Annotated in this window: 13 protein-coding genes and 3 pseudogenes; 12 read left to right on the forward strand and 4 right to left on the reverse strand. The window is 36.6% G+C overall.

Translation table 11 applies throughout. The features are described 5' to 3' along the window. Positions 1-16: 16 nt before the first annotated feature. The 5 genes and pseudogenes from ACFFIX_RS18800 (at position 17) to ACFFIX_RS18820 (ending at position 5,847) form a co-directional block, all read left to right on the forward strand. Positions 17-1,426, forward strand: coding sequence for an amidase (locus ACFFIX_RS18800; protein ID WP_378936736.1), 1,410 nt, complete (start codon positions 17-19; stop codon positions 1,424-1,426). A 122-nt stretch (positions 1,427-1,548) separates the two neighbouring features. Then, positions 1,549-3,002: pseudogene (locus ACFFIX_RS18805) on the forward strand (CoA-acylating methylmalonate-semialdehyde dehydrogenase). Between the two features lie 196 nt (positions 3,003-3,198). Further along, the gene (locus ACFFIX_RS18810; RefSeq protein ID WP_378936738.1) at positions 3,199-4,491 is read left to right on the forward strand and encodes an aspartate aminotransferase family protein; all 1,293 of its coding nucleotides are present in this window, start codon (positions 3,199-3,201) and stop codon (positions 4,489-4,491) included. Between the two features lie 321 nt (positions 4,492-4,812). After that, positions 4,813-5,265 carry an SRPBCC family protein gene (locus ACFFIX_RS18815; RefSeq protein ID WP_378936740.1) on the forward strand — a complete coding sequence of 151 codons (453 nt, stop codon included), beginning with the start codon at positions 4,813-4,815 and terminating at the stop codon, positions 5,263-5,265. A gap of 184 nt (positions 5,266-5,449) precedes the next feature. Then, a pseudogene (locus tag ACFFIX_RS18820) lies at positions 5,450-5,847 on the forward strand (VOC family protein). Between the two features lie 205 nt (positions 5,848-6,052). Here the strand turns inward: ACFFIX_RS18820 and ACFFIX_RS18825 are convergent. Next, positions 6,053-6,493: a cell wall hydrolase gene (locus tag ACFFIX_RS18825; RefSeq protein ID WP_378936742.1), complete on the reverse strand. Its 441-nt coding sequence runs from the start codon at positions 6,491-6,493 to the stop codon at positions 6,053-6,055. Positions 6,494-7,210: 717 nt separating this feature from the next. Here ACFFIX_RS18825 and ACFFIX_RS18830 point away from each other — a divergent pair. From ACFFIX_RS18830 to ACFFIX_RS18840, 3 genes are read left to right on the forward strand one after another with little or no spacing between them, the layout of a single operon-like run. Beyond that, positions 7,211-8,170: a DnaD domain protein gene (locus tag ACFFIX_RS18830; protein WP_378936744.1), complete on the forward strand. Its 960-nt coding sequence runs from the start codon at positions 7,211-7,213 to the stop codon at positions 8,168-8,170. Then, complete coding sequence (locus tag ACFFIX_RS18835) at positions 8,170-9,432, forward strand: replicative DNA helicase (RefSeq protein ID WP_378936746.1); 1,263 nt, start codon at positions 8,170-8,172, stop codon at positions 9,430-9,432. The genes ACFFIX_RS18830 and ACFFIX_RS18835 overlap by 1 nt, the downstream gene beginning before the upstream one ends. 54 nt (positions 9,433-9,486) lie before the next feature. Continuing rightward, positions 9,487-9,915 carry a hypothetical protein gene (locus ACFFIX_RS18840; protein WP_378936748.1) on the forward strand — a complete coding sequence of 143 codons (429 nt, stop codon included), beginning with the start codon at positions 9,487-9,489 and terminating at the stop codon, positions 9,913-9,915. 704 nt (positions 9,916-10,619) lie between these two features. Here ACFFIX_RS18840 and ACFFIX_RS18845 read toward each other — a convergent pair. Further along, positions 10,620-11,621: an LLM class flavin-dependent oxidoreductase gene (locus tag ACFFIX_RS18845; protein WP_378936750.1), complete on the reverse strand. Its 1,002-nt coding sequence runs from the start codon at positions 11,619-11,621 to the stop codon at positions 10,620-10,622. A gap of 278 nt (positions 11,622-11,899) precedes the next feature. On the opposite strand from ACFFIX_RS18845, the gene lrpA reads away from it, so the two are divergent. Beyond that, on the forward strand, positions 11,900-12,307 hold the full coding sequence (gene lrpA / locus ACFFIX_RS18850) for a transcriptional regulator LrpA (RefSeq protein WP_378936752.1): 408 nt from the start codon (positions 11,900-11,902) through the stop codon (positions 12,305-12,307). A 155-nt stretch (positions 12,308-12,462) separates the two neighbouring features. Here lrpA and lrpB read toward each other — a convergent pair whose 3' ends face one another. After that, positions 12,463-12,912, reverse strand: a complete 450-nt coding sequence (gene lrpB, locus ACFFIX_RS18855) for a transcriptional regulator LrpB (RefSeq protein ID WP_378936755.1) — start codon at positions 12,910-12,912, stop codon at positions 12,463-12,465. Between the two features lie 114 nt (positions 12,913-13,026). Here lrpB and ACFFIX_RS18860 point away from each other — a divergent pair, with 114 nt between their 5' ends. Next, a complete protein-coding gene (locus tag ACFFIX_RS18860; RefSeq protein WP_378936757.1) occupies positions 13,027-13,569 on the forward strand; it encodes a cysteine hydrolase family protein in 543 nt (180 codons plus the stop codon). A 218-nt stretch (positions 13,570-13,787) separates the two neighbouring features. Here the strand turns inward: ACFFIX_RS18860 and ACFFIX_RS18865 are convergent. Next, a pseudogene (locus ACFFIX_RS18865) lies at positions 13,788-14,008 on the reverse strand (winged helix-turn-helix transcriptional regulator); the annotation flags it as partial. A 124-nt stretch (positions 14,009-14,132) separates the two neighbouring features. Here ACFFIX_RS18865 and ACFFIX_RS18870 point away from each other — a divergent pair. After that, positions 14,133-14,897 (forward strand): MBL fold metallo-hydrolase, encoded by a 765-nt coding sequence (locus ACFFIX_RS18870; protein ID WP_378936759.1) that lies wholly within the window; start codon positions 14,133-14,135, stop codon positions 14,895-14,897. A gap of 198 nt (positions 14,898-15,095) precedes the next feature. Then, positions 15,096-16,400 (forward strand): MFS transporter, encoded by a 1,305-nt coding sequence (locus ACFFIX_RS18875; RefSeq protein ID WP_378936761.1) that lies wholly within the window; start codon positions 15,096-15,098, stop codon positions 16,398-16,400. Positions 16,401-16,582: the final 182 nt, after the last annotated feature.

Below are 16,582 nucleotides of genomic sequence, written 5' to 3' on the forward strand. Positions count from 1 at the left end.
TAAGGGAGAGATAGGGATGAATGAGTTGTTTTTTAAAGATATACACTCTGTAGCCAATTTACTAAAAAAACAAGAAATATCTCCGGTAGAACTAACAAAACAATTATTAGATAGAATTGATGATCTAGAACCATCTTTAAATGCCTATATAACTGTTCTTTATGATGATGCTATGAAACAAGCAGAATCGTTAGAAAGAGAATTACTAGATGGAAACATTCGAAGTCCACTACATGGTGTACCGATCGCAATAAAAGATATTTTTGAAACGAAGGGTAGTAGAACAACGTCAGGCTCTAAAATTTTTGAACAATCAATCTCGAATCGAGATGCAGATGTTGTAAAGCTATTAAAAGATGCAGGAGCCATTATAATAGGAAAAACAAATCTTCATGAATTTGCGATGGGAGCTACAACAGAAAATCCTCATTACGGTCCTACACGAAATCCATGGAATATAAAAAAAATACCAGGCGGTTCAAGTGGAGGTTCTGCGGTTGCAGTTGCGGCAGGAATGGGATTTGGAGCAGTTGGAACCGATACTGGTGGATCGATTCGACTTCCAGCCTCCCTTTGTGGAATTGTTGGTATAAAGCCAACGTATGATCTTGTTAGCAGAAAAGGATGCACTCCTTTAAGCTGGACTCTTGACCATATTGGACCAATGACTAGAACGGTTGCAGATAGTAGAATCATGTTAAAGATAATGGCTGCCCCTGTAAAAAAGAATAGGATTAATTTAGAAATAAAAAGAAATAATTTAAATGGAATACGAATTGGAATTTGTGAAAATTACTTTTTCGAAAACATGGATCAAGAAATGAAAAGAATCGTTAATCAATCGTTAATAAAATTAAAAGAACTTGGTGCAGAAGTAGTCGACATTACTATACCGGGTATAGGAGATGCGTTAGAGGCACATAAAATTATCTCAAAGTCAGAGGCATATACTTTCCATGAACCATCCTTCAAAAAAAACCCAGAAATGTACGGGGAAGATTCTCAATTCCGCTTGAATTCAGGAAATAAAGTTTTGGCAAGTGAATACATCAATGCTCTACATTATCGAGAAAAATTTATTCAGAATCTATTAGATTCAATGGCTGAATACAAATGTGATGTTCTTTTTTCACCCACTAATTCTATTCCAGCTTTTGATATTGGAAGTGTTCCTCCAGAAGAATCAATTAACAATATTTTTCATTTAGGCAGAACGCCAATTGGGAATTTATTAGGATTTCCAGTTATGACGGTCCCTTGTGGTTTTACAGCTGAAAACTTGCCTGTTGGTTTTCAGTTAACTGGCAAGCATTATGATGATGGACTACTCCTTTCTATAGGAGAACTTTACGAACAGTCGGAGAATTGGGTTTCCTATTTAGAAAAGAATGAAGCCTATTTAATCGGCAATGTGATAAATACTTAGGATAAAACCAGAAGAATAAACGTAAATATACCCCGATAGGTATACTATCTAATATTTTCTACTTAAATTTATTTTCTATTCAATCTATCAAATTAGTAAAAGGAGCGTTTTATTTAACAACCATTACACAAAAAATAAAAAAGTTAAAAAATTATATCGGAGGCGAATGGGTTGACTCTACTTCCGACAAAACAGAAATCGTTGTCAATCCAGCAACTGGGGAACTATTGCTGAAATCCCTCTTTCTACAGGAGAAGATGTGGATTGTGCAGTTCAAGTTGCGAATGAAGCATTTATAACATGGTCACAGACAGCAGTACCGAAACGTGCCCGAATATTGTTTAAGTATCAGCAGCTTCTTGTTGACAATTGGGAAGAACTCGCCAAGCTGGTCACGATTGAAAATGGAAAAAGTCTTTCAGAAGCGAGGGGCGAGGTTCTGCGCGGTATTGAATGCGTAGAATTCGCAGCTGGCGCACCCACATTAATGATGGGTAAACAGCTTCCTGATATTGCAACCGACCTTGAATCTGGAATGTATCGATATCCACTTGGGGTTGTAGGCGGTATTACACCATTCAACTTCCCGATGATGGTTCCATGCTGGATGTTCCCCATCGCCGTTGCATGTGGAAATACATTTGTGCTAAAGCCATCCGAGCGAACACCACTTCTTGCCGCACGCCTTGTTGAATTAATAGAGGAAGCGGGTCTTCCAAAAGGCGTTTTAAATATCGTTAATGGTGCACATGATGTCGTTAACGCAATGCTTGAGCATAAAGACGTTAAAGCCATTTCATTTGTCGGTTCACAGCCAGTGGCAGAGTTTGTATATAAAAAAGGAACGGACAACTTGAAACGAGTTCAAGCCCTTTCAGGTGCCAAAAATCATTCCATCGTATTAAAGGATGCAAACCTTAATCTAGCGGCAAGAGAAATTACTAATGCAGCTTTCGGCTCAGCAGGTGAAAGATGCATGTCAGCCGCTGTTGTTGCTGTAGAGGAAAGTATTGCAGATGAATTGATTACTAAACTAATAGAAAACGCTGATAATATCATGATTGGCAATGGTCTTGATGATGGGGTTTTCCTAGGACCAGTTATTCGTGAGGGGCATAAAAAACGAACAATCGATTATATTGAATCCGGTGTCGCTCAAGGGGCAAAGTTAATTCGTGATGGACGTAAAGACGAAGCCGCAAACGGTGAAGGCTACTTTGTCGGACCGACAATATTTGACCATGTCTCTCAGAAAATGAAAATCTGGCAAGACGAAATCTTTGCACCTGTACTCTCAATAATACGAGTTAAAGATTTAACAGAAGCTATTGATGTCGCTAATGCCTCTAAACTCGCAAATGGTGCATGCTTATATACGGATCGTGCATCAGCAGTACGACAGTTCCGTGAAAACATCCATGCAGGAATGCTTGGTGTAAATGTTGGAGTACCTGCTCCAATGGCTTTCTTCCCATTCTCAGGTTACAAAGATTCATTCTATGGTGATTTACATGTTAACCGTACAGATGGATTTGAGTTTTATACTCGAAAAAAAATGCTGACAGCACGGTATTAAAAGGTGGGAACTTCGGGTAACATTGCGATTTTTTAATACATTAAATCCAAAACCGAAAAATTGACATTCGACATCTTTTTTGATGATTTACCTGTGAATGACAGATAATTAAGGGAGAGGAAGAAAAAACATGACCATGATTAAAAATAAAGCAGAAGAGCTGATTGAGAAAGACCGCCAATATTTATGACATCACATGTCTCCATATAAAGAACAAGCGATCCCAACCGTAGCTGTCGAAGGAAAAGGTTCTTGGATCACGGATATTAATGGTCAAAAGTATTTGGATACCATGTCTGGTTTATGGTGTGTGAATGTTGGATATGGAAGAGAAGAACTGGCCCAGGCAGCTTATGAACAATTAAAGACAATGCCCTATTTCCCGCTTACACAAAGTCATCTTCCTGCTATTCAATTAGCTGAAAAATTAAATGAATGGTTAGAAGGTGATTACGTCATTTTCTTTTCAAATAGTGGTTCAGAGGCTAATGAAACCGCATTTAAAATGGCGCGTCAATATCATCAGCAAAATGATGAGCCTAGTCGCTATAAATTCATTTCACGTTATCGCGCATATCATGGAAATTCAATGGGGGCTTTAGCTGCAACAGGACAGGCTATTCGAAAATATAAATATGAGCCGCTTGCTCCGGGGTTTATTCACGTGAGCCCTCCAGATAGCTATCGACGACCATCGGGGCAATCTGTTGAAGAATTTAACTTGCAATGTGCATTAGAAATTGAAAATAGCATTATATGGGAAGGGAAAGAAACCGTTGCAGCCGTTATTATGGAACCAGCCATTACCGGTGGAGGAGTTCTTGTCCCACATCCGATTTATATGGAGAAAGTACAAGGAATTTGTCATAAACATAGTGTTCTCCTCATTATTGATGAAGTGATTTGCGGATTTGGACGGACTGGGAAAAAATTTGGACATATGCACTTCAATATCAAACCAGACATTGTGACAATGGCAAAGGGTTTAACGAGTGGCTATCTTCCCTTGTCTGCGACAGCTGTTAGACGTGATCTATATGAAAGATTTAAAGGTTCTGAAGAATACAGTTATTTCCGTCATGTTAACACATTTGGCGGAAACCCTGCGGCTTGTGCACTAGCTCTAAAAAATCTAGAAATTTACGAGAACGAAGAACTTATTGAACGTTCTCGTATACTTGGTGAACGTTTAAGGGAAGAAATGAATGAAATAAAAGATCATCCCCTAGTTGGAGATATCCGAAGTTTTGGTTTTCTGCTTGGAATTGAACTCGTAGAAAATAAAGAAACGAAGGAACCTGTAGCTGCCTCAAAAATCGACAAAATTATTGCTGAATGTAAATCCAATGGGTTGATCATTGGCAAAAACGGTGCAACTGTAGCTGGCTTTAACAATATTATTACGTTATCGCCTCCACTTTCATCTACAGATGAAGATTTAGAATTTATTGTGACAACAGTAAAAAAGGCATTCTCTGATTTAATGTAATCTTTATTGGAAAAAAGCAAACAGAAAAACAAACATAACTTTTGCTGAGTATACAACTGTGGCCTTTCTTCGATATTGAATCGAGGAAAGGCTTTTAAATTATTCTTTTTTAGAATTTTCATTGACTGATGCAATGCCTGGCAAATAGCAAGTGATTTTAATACATGACCAAAGATGTTCGTGTGTGAAGCAATATAGATTATCCCAAGCAGGATTAAAGATATTTCTTGTTGAACTTATAGATATAGCATGTCGAAGTTCGACTTAGCCTTTTAGATTAAATGATTTTAATAATGACTAGGTTTCAAGGAGGATTTTAGCTTGAGTATTCGTTTTGAAACGAAAAGAACCATTGGGGTATCCAAACAAAAAGTGTACACAGGTTTGCTTGATCTTGATTCTGCTAAGCACTGGATGCAAGGATTAGTAGGAATAGATCGATTGGATGATGGTCCTTTGCGAGTGGGAAGTCAGTGGAAGGAAACAAGAAAGATGTTTGGAAAAGAAGCTTCTGAACATTTTGAAGTTGTCGAACTCAATGAACAAGATAAAATTGTGCTTCGCTGTGACGGAACGAAAGGAACAACGGGCAAAGGTGAATTTTTGTTTACCTATATCCTTTCCTCATTGGATGATCATACAGAGATTACTTTGTACGGAGAGATAAATGGACTTACTGGTTTATCAAAATTTTTCGGAAAAATGATGGCAGGAGTCTTTAAAAAAGCCTGTGTAAAAGATTTGAATGCTTTAAAAAGCTATATGGAGAAATGAGTTAATGTGACATGAACTTGTCCGTAGTTATAGGTGCCAGGTATATGAAAACGCGTTTACAGGCAACGGTATGAAATTGTATAAATTTCTATATTTGTTTCAATAATGAAGAAGGTGTGCCAAAGGCTATTGGTAGTAATACATACTAGAGATATTAAAATTCGTGAAAATATAGGAGGAAATCATGGGAAGATTAGTTCATTTCGAAATTCATGTGGATAACATGGAACGGGCGAAAAAATTTTATGGAGAAGTATTTGGATGGAAATTTGAAGATTGGAGCGATTTCGCTGGGCTGCCTTACTTTGGAGCTGTGACTGGTGATGAAAATGAGCCTGGAATTAACGAAGCTTTAATGCAGCGTCAAAGTGCTCCCCCAGAACCAAATCAGGCTTTAAATGGCTATACTTGTACAATGGGAGTGGAAGATTACGATTCAATTGAAGCAAAAATTATTAAGAATGGAGGCCAGATTGCAATGCCAAAATACGCTCTGCCTCTGGAATGGCATGGCAGGGATACTATATGGATACAGAAGGAAATATATTTGGCATCCACCAACCAGACGAGAACACAAAATAGAATTTTTAGTGTCTGACCCCCGATGGACAAATGTTTTAACCTATTGGGGGTCAGGCACTTTTTTACTGTTTTAAACTTAGTAGAGAAATGTAGTTACTTTGTATTGAAATTCGCTTATTCATCTGTGTTGATCTAAGAGAATCTGATTACCGAATTGGAGCAGGCTTAACGCTCAAAAAATCCCCGAATTGTGTGGGGATTCTTTTTACCAGCTATAAACACTTTCGCATGTATTAGCCAATGGTTCATAATAACAATGTTGTTTATATTGTCCTGAAATTGGTTGACCGTACCATGTAGGTGGACATGCAGCATACGGATTAAAATACCAAAGAGCATACTTGGAAGGATGTTCTCTCCAATAGTCTAAGGTTTGTTTGGCTAATTTTTTTTCTACACCTCTTGCTCTGTTATAAAAAACATTCCCTTTTTGTACTGCTTCAAAGGAATAATTTCCTCCTTGCACTTGAAAAATCACTTGCCGTATTGATCTTAAATCTTTAAAGTCTATACAATTAGCCTTTAGTCGATTTACAATGACATTTCCAACCGAAAGCATTCCTATTCTCCCTTCACCTTCTGCTTCTGCTCTCATCATCCTTGCCATTAAAGCAACGTCACTGTCTGTATATTTTACTCTTGCCATTTTTCATCACCTCTAAAAGAATTGTATGAAAAAAGACTACAAAAAAGTAGGCTTTGCACAATTATTATCTGAAAGAGCAAGGACCACTTTTACACGTTTATTTTCTAGACATACCTCCACCGAAATTTAAGCAAGAAAAATTAACCACTCAATTATTACTCTTGAGTGTCGGTTCGACCGCGATCGCCTGGAGGCTGATTAGTGAAAACTAAATTATCACGGGGCTGTCCAAAAAGTCAGTGAATATTGACTTTACGACAGCTTTTTGGGGTTCTCAAAGAAAGTAGTTTTTCATTTTGAACCTTGACCGTTCCTTTCCGCGGGGAGGAAGTCGAGCCTCCTCAGCTCCGCCTCCGGGGTCTCGACCTTTCCTCTAAGTCCCGCAGGAGTCAAGTGCCTTCCACTACAATCCACTCTTGTTTTAAATATATTATTTAAAGTAATATTCATTACGTAATGAGCAAAAAAATTGCCTCTCTTCCAAAAAAGGAGAACACAAAAATGCAGGAAGGAAAGATTAATCGTTTTTCCTTCCTGCTTTCATTTTAGGGACAAAATAATTCATAAAAAATATCCTGTACATAAATAATGGTGAGGCGTAATTATTGTCACAAAATATTCACAATATTTTTATGAAAGATCTGCTACTCTCTACTTCATTTTTCCCTATATAGTCTATGAAAAGAATTTTCTTAGAAGAAAGGGCAGTGATGGAAGATGGCAAAATATCGAATGGTGCGGACTGATTTTTGGAAGAATCCGATTGTTTCAGAAGAGATGACCCCGGAGGATAAATATTTTTACCTTTATCTTCTTACGAATCCACATACGACTCAAATTGGAATTTATCAAATAACGAAAAAACAAATGGCTTTTGATTTGGGTTATTCGATTGAGAGTGTTCATTCGTTAATGGAACGATTCATCAGTCATCACAAGTTGATTTGTTACAATCCTGAAACAAGAGAACTCGCTATTAAAAACTGGGGCAAAGAGAACCTCCATAAAGGCGGGAAACCGGTCATGGATTGTATTTTATCCGAATTAAAGGAGGTTGAGGATACCTCGCTTATTACATATGTTTCGGAAACCATTCAAAAACCGGAAATTCGTAGCCTCTATGAATCTTTTTGTGAGCCTGAAAATGAAAATGATCCATATCTAGATAATGAATGTGAAGAATTTTACGATACGTTGCTGCATCGTTCTACGATACGTGGACAAAAAGAAAAAGAAAATGAAAAAGAAAAAGAAAAACAACAACAAAAAGATTTTAACCCCAATATAGAGAATCATCAAGATATAGAGAACCAATCACAAAATCAAAAAGTGAAAGAAATTGTTGAGTTTTGGGACAACAATGGATTTGGTTTTTCAAATGTGAATGGTAAACAGCAGCTGTTATCTTGGTTAGATGATTCTAGCTTTTTACAGCCGAAAGATGTGCTGTTAAAAGCGATGACGATTGCCTGTGCCAATAACAAGAGAAAGCTGAACTATGTTGTTGGGATCTTAAAAAACTGGGAAAATGAATCGTTATTGACTGTTGAAGAAATTGATTTCTACCATGAGAACCAAAAGGCTGTATCAAAGCATAAGCAAATAACCGAGTCGTTTCCGGCTGGTAGATCGATTCCAAGTGGGTTTGAACTTAACTTAACGGCAGGTGAAGAGTGATGAGTATTGCTGAAAAAGCGTTCTTAGGATGCTTGATGAAGGCGGAGTACCTACTCAAAGATACTGTCGTTCAACCTGAGCAACTGGAAAGTACAAGGCATAAAGAATTAATGCAAAGAATGGTGGAATTAAACCGAGCTGGTAAAAATGTTGATTTAATCACATTGACTACCTTGCCCGATCTTCATTCATTTGGCGGGATGTCTTACTTATCGGAGTTGTTATCGTATGCGGATCTTGAGAAATTTGAAGGAATGGAGAAGCTCATTCTAGATCTTTGGAAGGAACGGGAAAAGAGAAACATTATAACGGTTGCAGCGATGAATGATTGGGAGATTGCTAAGGTCATTGCCGAATTGGATCGAATTAACCAAAGTAAAATGCAGGATCACACGTCCATACAACAAGCGTTATCCGAGATCTATGAGGCACCATGGGAAGATCAACAAGTCTTGAAAAGTGCAACAACAGGTATCAAAAAGCTCGATGAAGTGACAGGAGGCTTTCAGGATGGGGAAGTGACGATTCTGGCAGCAAGACCCTCGATGGGGAAAACCGACGTGATGCTTCATTTTGCAAAAATGTCGGGTTGGACGGGTTTTCTGCCACTCGTCTTTTCCTTAGAAATGCCTGAAAAGCAGATAACCAGTCGATTAATAGCTTCAACAGGGGGCTTTAACCGTACAAAAATGCGGGATCCGAAAAGAATGTTAAATGAAAGTCAAAAGAATAGATGGTCGGATGTGATTGGTGATCTCAATGAAACGACTATGCAGATTTTTGATGGTGCTGGACAAACGATTGCTGAAATGAGAGCGAAAACACGAAAATTGATGAATACATTTCCAAACAAAAAACCGATCCTTTTTATCGATTACTTAACACTCATCCATTCTGATCAATTTTACGGAGGGAATTCTCATTTACAAGTAACTGAAATCTCCAAATCGATTAAAACAATGGCGAAGGATTTTGATTGCCCAGTCATTTGTTTGGCACAGCTAAATCGATCGGTGGAATCTAGAGCCAATAAACGGCCGATGATGTCAGATATTCGAGAGTCGGGAAGTGTTGAACAGGACGCCGATGTCATATTGTTCTTGTATCGTGAAGCGTATTATGACAAGGACTCTCAGGATCAAACACTAGAAATCATTGTCTCAAAAAACCGAAATGGCCCAGTTGGAAGCATCTCAGTGAACTACAACGAGTACACTGGAAAGATTGAGGATCAAAAGGAGAAGAGCCTTACCCTACAATAACCGTAAGCACGAAAACCAAATGCGATAAAAATTCTCATATCGAGGTGTGATCATGTGATTGTGAAAGAGCTTTACCTGGAATCTATCCGTTTAGAAGAATCCTCATTGGCCCATTACATCCACCATTTACTAGAAGAGCAGAAAATTTCATTGGGAGACAACATATCCAAACTAGACTTCGATCAAGCAGATCATCAGAAAGTATCGGAATTGATACAAAACAATGTATTAGGTTTTCATAAGGTTAACATCTATTCACTGAAGATGAAACAGAATGATTATGTCTTTATCTTTGCTGACAGCAAGCCTAGGGCCGTCAATTTCTATTCGGAATCATTTCATTATGCCCCATTGAACTGTCATGAATATTCGCTAGATTTCGAGCTTGCAAGAGGAAATGGAGTAATTTCGTTTCGGGATATGAGGAAGGAGTTTATGAGTTTTCCGGCTATTGCGGGGTATTTTGAGAGGGTGGGGTGCTAGGTAATAGGTAATAGTAGATATAACAGGGGTAAGGTATGATAAGTTTTTGGTTTGTAAGTTTGACACTGACTACTGGTATCTATAGATCAAAACGAGTTTATTATATATTCTCTAGAACACTCAAAAAAGTTGTTAAATTAGCATTTTTGTTTTTAAGTAAAGGATACAAAAAGGTTAGATTTGAATTCATTTTATACAACAATTTTCTTGAAAGTATTACATAGTACCATTAGTTGTATTGGTGTCATACTTATTTTCTTTACATAACTCGAATAAATCAAAATGTATAGAAATAAAATTATTTCAAAGATGTTTATTGATTGAATAAACGTGATGCTTTACTACAAATCGGATAAGAACGAATCTTCACTGACAATGCTAGTGAAGCCAAGTCTTCAGGAACCGGACTAGACGATGCTTTTAATTTTTTTAAGAGAGGAAGACACATTGGTTGCTTGGAAAAGGGGTAGTACCAGCGAAGCTGTCACAACCCGCAATAAGGAAATGTCAAGATTAAAATAAGTTATAATTTTAAATACTTCAAACACGTATACCCCCATCCTGTTTAAGATGGGGGAAAATAAGGCAGTTAATTTTTTTATAAAGTATGCTTTAATAATCTAAGCTTTATCCCACAATCGCGCCAGATTGTTGAAAATCATAGACTGTTGAACTGACTCGCACTTCTAAAGAAGCTCCATCCTTTATTCAAATGATTCATCGACAACATGTTTTAAAATCTCATAAGAATGGATTTCCTTGCTCAATTCGTAAATATTAGATATTACTATGATTTCATCTATTTGATAAGTCTGTTGGAATTCCATCAGATCACGACGAATAGTTTCTGCATCACCCATGATTGTATACCCTAGTCGATGATGAAGAATTTCTAATTCAACTTGTGATAACGATTCAAGGAAGTTTTTAGTTGGTGGAATAAGCTGACTTAAATTATTTGTATAAATATCGATATACACCTGCAAATGACTTGCAGAAATCAATGTCGCCTCTTCCATTGAATCTGCTGCAATCACATTAATACAAGCCATCACATAAGGCTCTTGTAAATAAGCAGACGGTTGGAAATTTTCTCGATAAATAGCGAGCGCTTCTTCCATCGCATGAGGTGAAAATTGAGCACCAAATGCATAAGGTAGACCAAGATTTGCAGCGATTTTAGCCGAACCCATTGAGGAGCCTAATATAAAGACTGGTACATTCGTTCCAATACCTGGAAAAGCACGAACCTCTCCTTGCACGCTCTCATCCCCTACAAAACGCAAAATATCTTGTACTTCCCGTTCAAAGAAAAACACCCCATTATGATTCGAACGACGAATCACATCGGCAGTTTTTTGATCCGTTCCTGGTGCGCGACCTAACGCTAAATCTACACGATTTGGATACAGTGTTTCAAGTGTTCCAAATTGCTCCGCTACGACTAATGGGGAATGATTTGGCAGCATAATACCTCCTGAACCTACGCGAATGTCTTCTGTATTTGCTAATATATGTTGTACAATAGATACGGTAGCTGAACTAGCATAAGCGTCGTGATTATGATGCTCTGTAAACCAAATCCGTTTATAGCCCATTTTATCTACAGCTTTGCCTAATGACACTGCAGAATCAATCCCTTGTTTCATTGTTTCTCCTTGTCTTAATGGAGCAGCTGATAAAACTGATATATCAAATTTTTTCATAATATTTCACCTCTAAAATAATGAATTTTCTTTTATTTAACTTATACAAAATCACTGAACAAAACATTTTAAATAATCGTTCATATTAAAGAGGGTGCTTCCTCTTTTGATTTGCATGCATATAAATATATACTGCCTCAACCGATCAATACATAGGGAAAATAAAGTTATTTCATGATTTCACTTTATTTTTAAAGTTTTTAAGCAAACATAAAAAAGTGTACAGCGAACAAACTATGTAAAAATACATCTAATTTTTTTAGAAAGGATACAAGAATATGATTGATGAAACAGATAAAAAAATACTCGACGAGCTGTCTAAAAATAGTCGCCTGACAATGAAAGAATTAGGGGGGAAAGTACATCTCACTGCACCAGCAACCGCATCAAGGGTAGCAAAGTTATTAGACAATGACATAATAAAAGGATGCAGTATCGAAGTGAATCAAGTGAAATTAGGTTTTGCTATACATGCATTTCTAAATATTTATATCAAAAATATCCATCATCAACCCTATTTAGCTTTTATAGAAACACAAGATAACTATGTAATAAACAATTATAAAGTTAGTGGAGACGGTTGCTATTTGCTTGAATGTAAATTCCCCTCAAATGAGGTATTAGATCAATTTTTAAATGACTTAAACAAACAAGCAAACTATAAAGTGTCGATTGTTATTAGCTAATAGTTTACTTTATAAAACGGAGATGTTTGGTCATAAAACATGATGTATGTCTTCTCTAAAAAGCCCTAGCTTGGACATGGAATTTACCAAGATAGGGCTTTTTATACATAATTTAGTAACGGTCTTTACATTGATACATGATGACAACAAACACGTTATTCATCAGACATTAATGACGCATTATAACGCTTTTTCACTTCCTTAATAGACAAATAAAGCTGATAGTTTCCATATTTCAATAAATCATTCAAAAGGTGATTTAAAGCTTCTTGTGAACGAACCGTTATCTTCAGAAGATAACATGCATCTCCCGAAACACGATGAGCTTCGCTAATTTCATTACGAGTAGCAATAAATTTCAATAAATCATCATGCGTATATGCATTCATGAAAAAGAAGACAAAGGCTGTAAAAGAAAGCCCCATCTTCAATTCATCAACCACAATCGAATATGATTGAATGATGCCGTTATCTTCCATTTTTTTGATACGATTGCCTACCGCTTGTCCTGTCATATGAATCTTTTCACCGATTTCTTTCCATTGTATCCGAGCGTTTTTATTTAATAATTGTAGAATTTGAACATCAATTGAATCAATTTGCATAGTAACTCCTTTCACAGTGAAATAGTTTTGAATGATAGTATTTCATGAGACCATCGAAAATTCATTGAAATATGTATATCCTTATACTATATAAAATTTTAAGAGGTGAAGAAAATGACAACAGCTTTATTAGTAATTGATATCCAAAATGATTATTTTTCAAATGGAAAGATGGCTTTAACAAACCCTGAGCAAGCAGCACAAAAAGCTGCGAAACTGCTAACAAACTTCAGACAAACAGGCGCACCAATCTTTCATGTACAGCATATCACAGAAGGTGAAGTCGTTCCTTTTTTCCATCCAAATACAGAAGGTGTCGAAATTCATGAGTCAGTACGCCCATTAGAAGGCGAGACAGTCATTGAAAAACATATGCCGAATAGCTTCTTCAATACAAACTTACATGAAAAACTACAAGAACAAGGGGTTAAAGAATTAATCGTTTGCGGTATGATGTCACATATGTGTATTGATGCAACAGTACGTGCAGCAGTTGAACACGGATATCCATGCCAAGTGATTGAAGATGCTTGTGCAACAACAACATTACAAATTGAAGATAAAATCGTTCCTGCTGAGCATGTTCATTACGCATTTATGGCCGCATTAAATGGCATCTATGCAACAGTGAAAACAACAGAGGCATTTTTAAAATAAAAGAACTTCTTTTGGAAACTTAACATCTTTTCTTTCACAAGAAAGATGTTTCAACAACTTAAAAAAAGGGTGTCCAGAAAAAACAACTTCTGGACACCCTTTATTCATTATACTTTATTTTGTTTTTCGATATCAGTATTCCCATCTGATAAAAGTTCAAGATGGTCTGTTTTTGGTCCATAGTAAGACCATGTACAGGGATTGTTTTTTCCATAAATATAGATATTGATGAAGGTATACATAAAGCACCCTAATTGCTTGATTTACTTTAATGCCAGATCCCTCAATAACTCCATTTTCTTCCATTTTCTCTACTCTAGCTGTAGCTGCTGGCCATGTTAAATGTACTCTCTCTCCCAGTTCTTTCATTGTAATTCGGCTATTGTTACATAATTTCTCTATAATTTTTTTTATCTGTTTGATCTATTTGAACGTTAATTCCTTTCGAAAATAAAGTCAAAGAGTTAAAACACTTTATTTTATCTATGTATTTGAACACTGCTGATATTATACACTTAACTCTGTCAAACTAAGACAAATAAAAAGAAAAGTGAGTTGTAAATATGAATATTACACAAATTCGAAATGCAACAATTGTTGTAGAATACGCAAATAAAAAATTTTTAATAGATCCTATGTTAGCAGAGAAAGGTACGTACCCTACTTTCCCTGAAACGATCAGACAAGATCTGTTTAATCCTTTGGTGAGTTTGCCAACATCAATTGATAACATTCTGGATGGCGTAGATGCAGTAATTGTTACTCATCTACACCTAGATCACTTTGATGATGTGGCAAAAAACGTATTGCCAAAAAACATCAAAATGATTGTTCAAAATGAAGCAGATGCAAAAGAAGTAAAAGCAAGTGGTTTCAAAAATGTAGAAGTACTACAACAAGACACTGTTTTTGAAGGGATCCAATTAGTAAAAACAAAAGGTGAACATGGTAGAGGAGAAGAGTTATTAAACTTAATGGGTGAAGTTTGTGGAGTAGTATTCAAGCACCCAAGTGAAAAAGTTTTATATGTAGTTGGTGATACAGTTTGGTATGACGCTATCGAAGACGAGATTCATACACATCAACCAGAAATCATTGTGGTTAATGGTGGAGACAATCAAAGATTAGAATTAGGTTCACTCATCATGGGAAAAGAAGACATCTATGAAGTTCACAAGGCGGCTCCTTATGCTAAGATTATTTCTGTTCATATGGAAGCTGTTAACCATTGGACATTATCTAGAGAAGAATTAAAAAACTTTAGTAAAGAAAAAGAATTCTCAAGTAATATTTTAGTACCAGAAGATGGTGAATCTTACAAAATGTAATATGAATACAAAAATATATAGTTGTATTCATATTGGATAAAAAGTGTACGGTAGAAGCTCGTAATTATCTATCATTTAATTGCGAGCTTCTTCTAATTATAAATATAATGAGATGCGAATATATGAAATAACATAAATGGTCAAAGAATGACAAATACACGAAAAGCCATAAAGATATTTCGTTAGGAGGTAGAGTTCATGGTAAGAAAAAGTAAAAATACATCAACACAGCAGCCTTTATGGTTACAAGAATATATTGATTTACCAGAAAAACAAAACCAACTTTATAAAAAAACATTAAAAATCTTGATTCTTTCACAAATCTTTGGGGGAGCAGGACTTGGTGCTGGAATAACAGTTGGGGCGCTTCTTGCACAAGAAATGTTAGGTTCAGAAAATGCAGCAGGAATTCCAATTGCCCTCTTTACTTTTGGATCTGCCGTAGCTGCCCTACTTATAGGAGCATCCTCACAACATTTTGGTCGTAGAGCTGGACTTGCAGGTGGTTTCCTTATAGGTGGATTAGGTGCTATAGGTGTTGTAATTGCGGCTTTAATCAACAGCATTGCCCTTTTATTTGTTGCCCTTCTTATTTATGGAGCAGGTATGGCTTCTAATCTTCAAGCTCGGTATGCAGGGACAGACCTTGCAAATGAGAAACAACGAGCAACTGCTGCAAGTATGGCATTGGTTTCTACAACTTTAGGAGCTGTAGTAGGTCCTAACTTAGTTACTCCAATGGGAGAATTTGCAGAATCAATTGGTGTTCCAAATTTAGCTGGTCCGTTTATCATGTCAGGAGCAGCTTTTATTATTGCTGGATTAATTCTCTTAATTTTTCTTCGTCCAGATCCGTTGATTGTATCTACAGCAATTGCGAATGCTGAGAAAAAAGACCATAAAGTTCAGACAGGAGGAAGTCTAAAAAATCCTACCATAAACAAAAAAGGAATTATGGTAGGAGCTGTAATAATGATTTTAGCTCAACTAATCATGACAGCTATTATGACAATGACACCAGTTCACATGGGACATCACGGTCATGGTTTGAGCGAAGTGGGATTAGTTATAGGGTTCCATATAGCAGCGATGTATCTTCCTTCACCATTGACTGGTTTATTAGTAGATAAGTTTGGTCGCACTACTATGGCTATTGCTTCAGGTGCTACACTCCTTGCCGCTGGATTGGTGGCAGCTTTTGCACCGGCAGACTCGTTATTATTGCTAATCCTAGCACTAGTATTACTAGGTGTAGGTTGGAACATTGGTTTATTAACGGGAACTGCTCTCATTATAGATTCAACACATCCATCTGTACGTGCGAAAACACAAGGAACATCCGATGTCTTTGTAGCACTATCAGGAGCAGCAGGGGGAGCCTTGTCAGGAATGGTTGTCGCACATTCTAGTTATACGATACTATCAATTTCTGGAGCCGTTTTATCATTGTTACTTATTCCTGTAGTTGTTTGGTATTTTAAAGGGAATCAAGTAAAAAGCTAAAGTTTATATATAGCTTTCCTATGTATTTAAAGTTAAGTGACGTAATTTGTAGGTGTCCTGAGTGCTATTTAAATTCCAATCGTTATGCTTTTAGTATGGAACTACGTCATGTACAACAAAAACGCTCAAAAGTTTAATGATTACAATTTAACAGCACAACAAGAAACCATTTTGTTTTATGA

Origin of the sequence: Metabacillus herbersteinensis (assembly GCF_042433335.1) — a bacterium.
Lineage (GTDB): Bacteria > Bacillota > Bacilli > Bacillales > Bacillaceae > Metabacillus > Metabacillus herbersteinensis.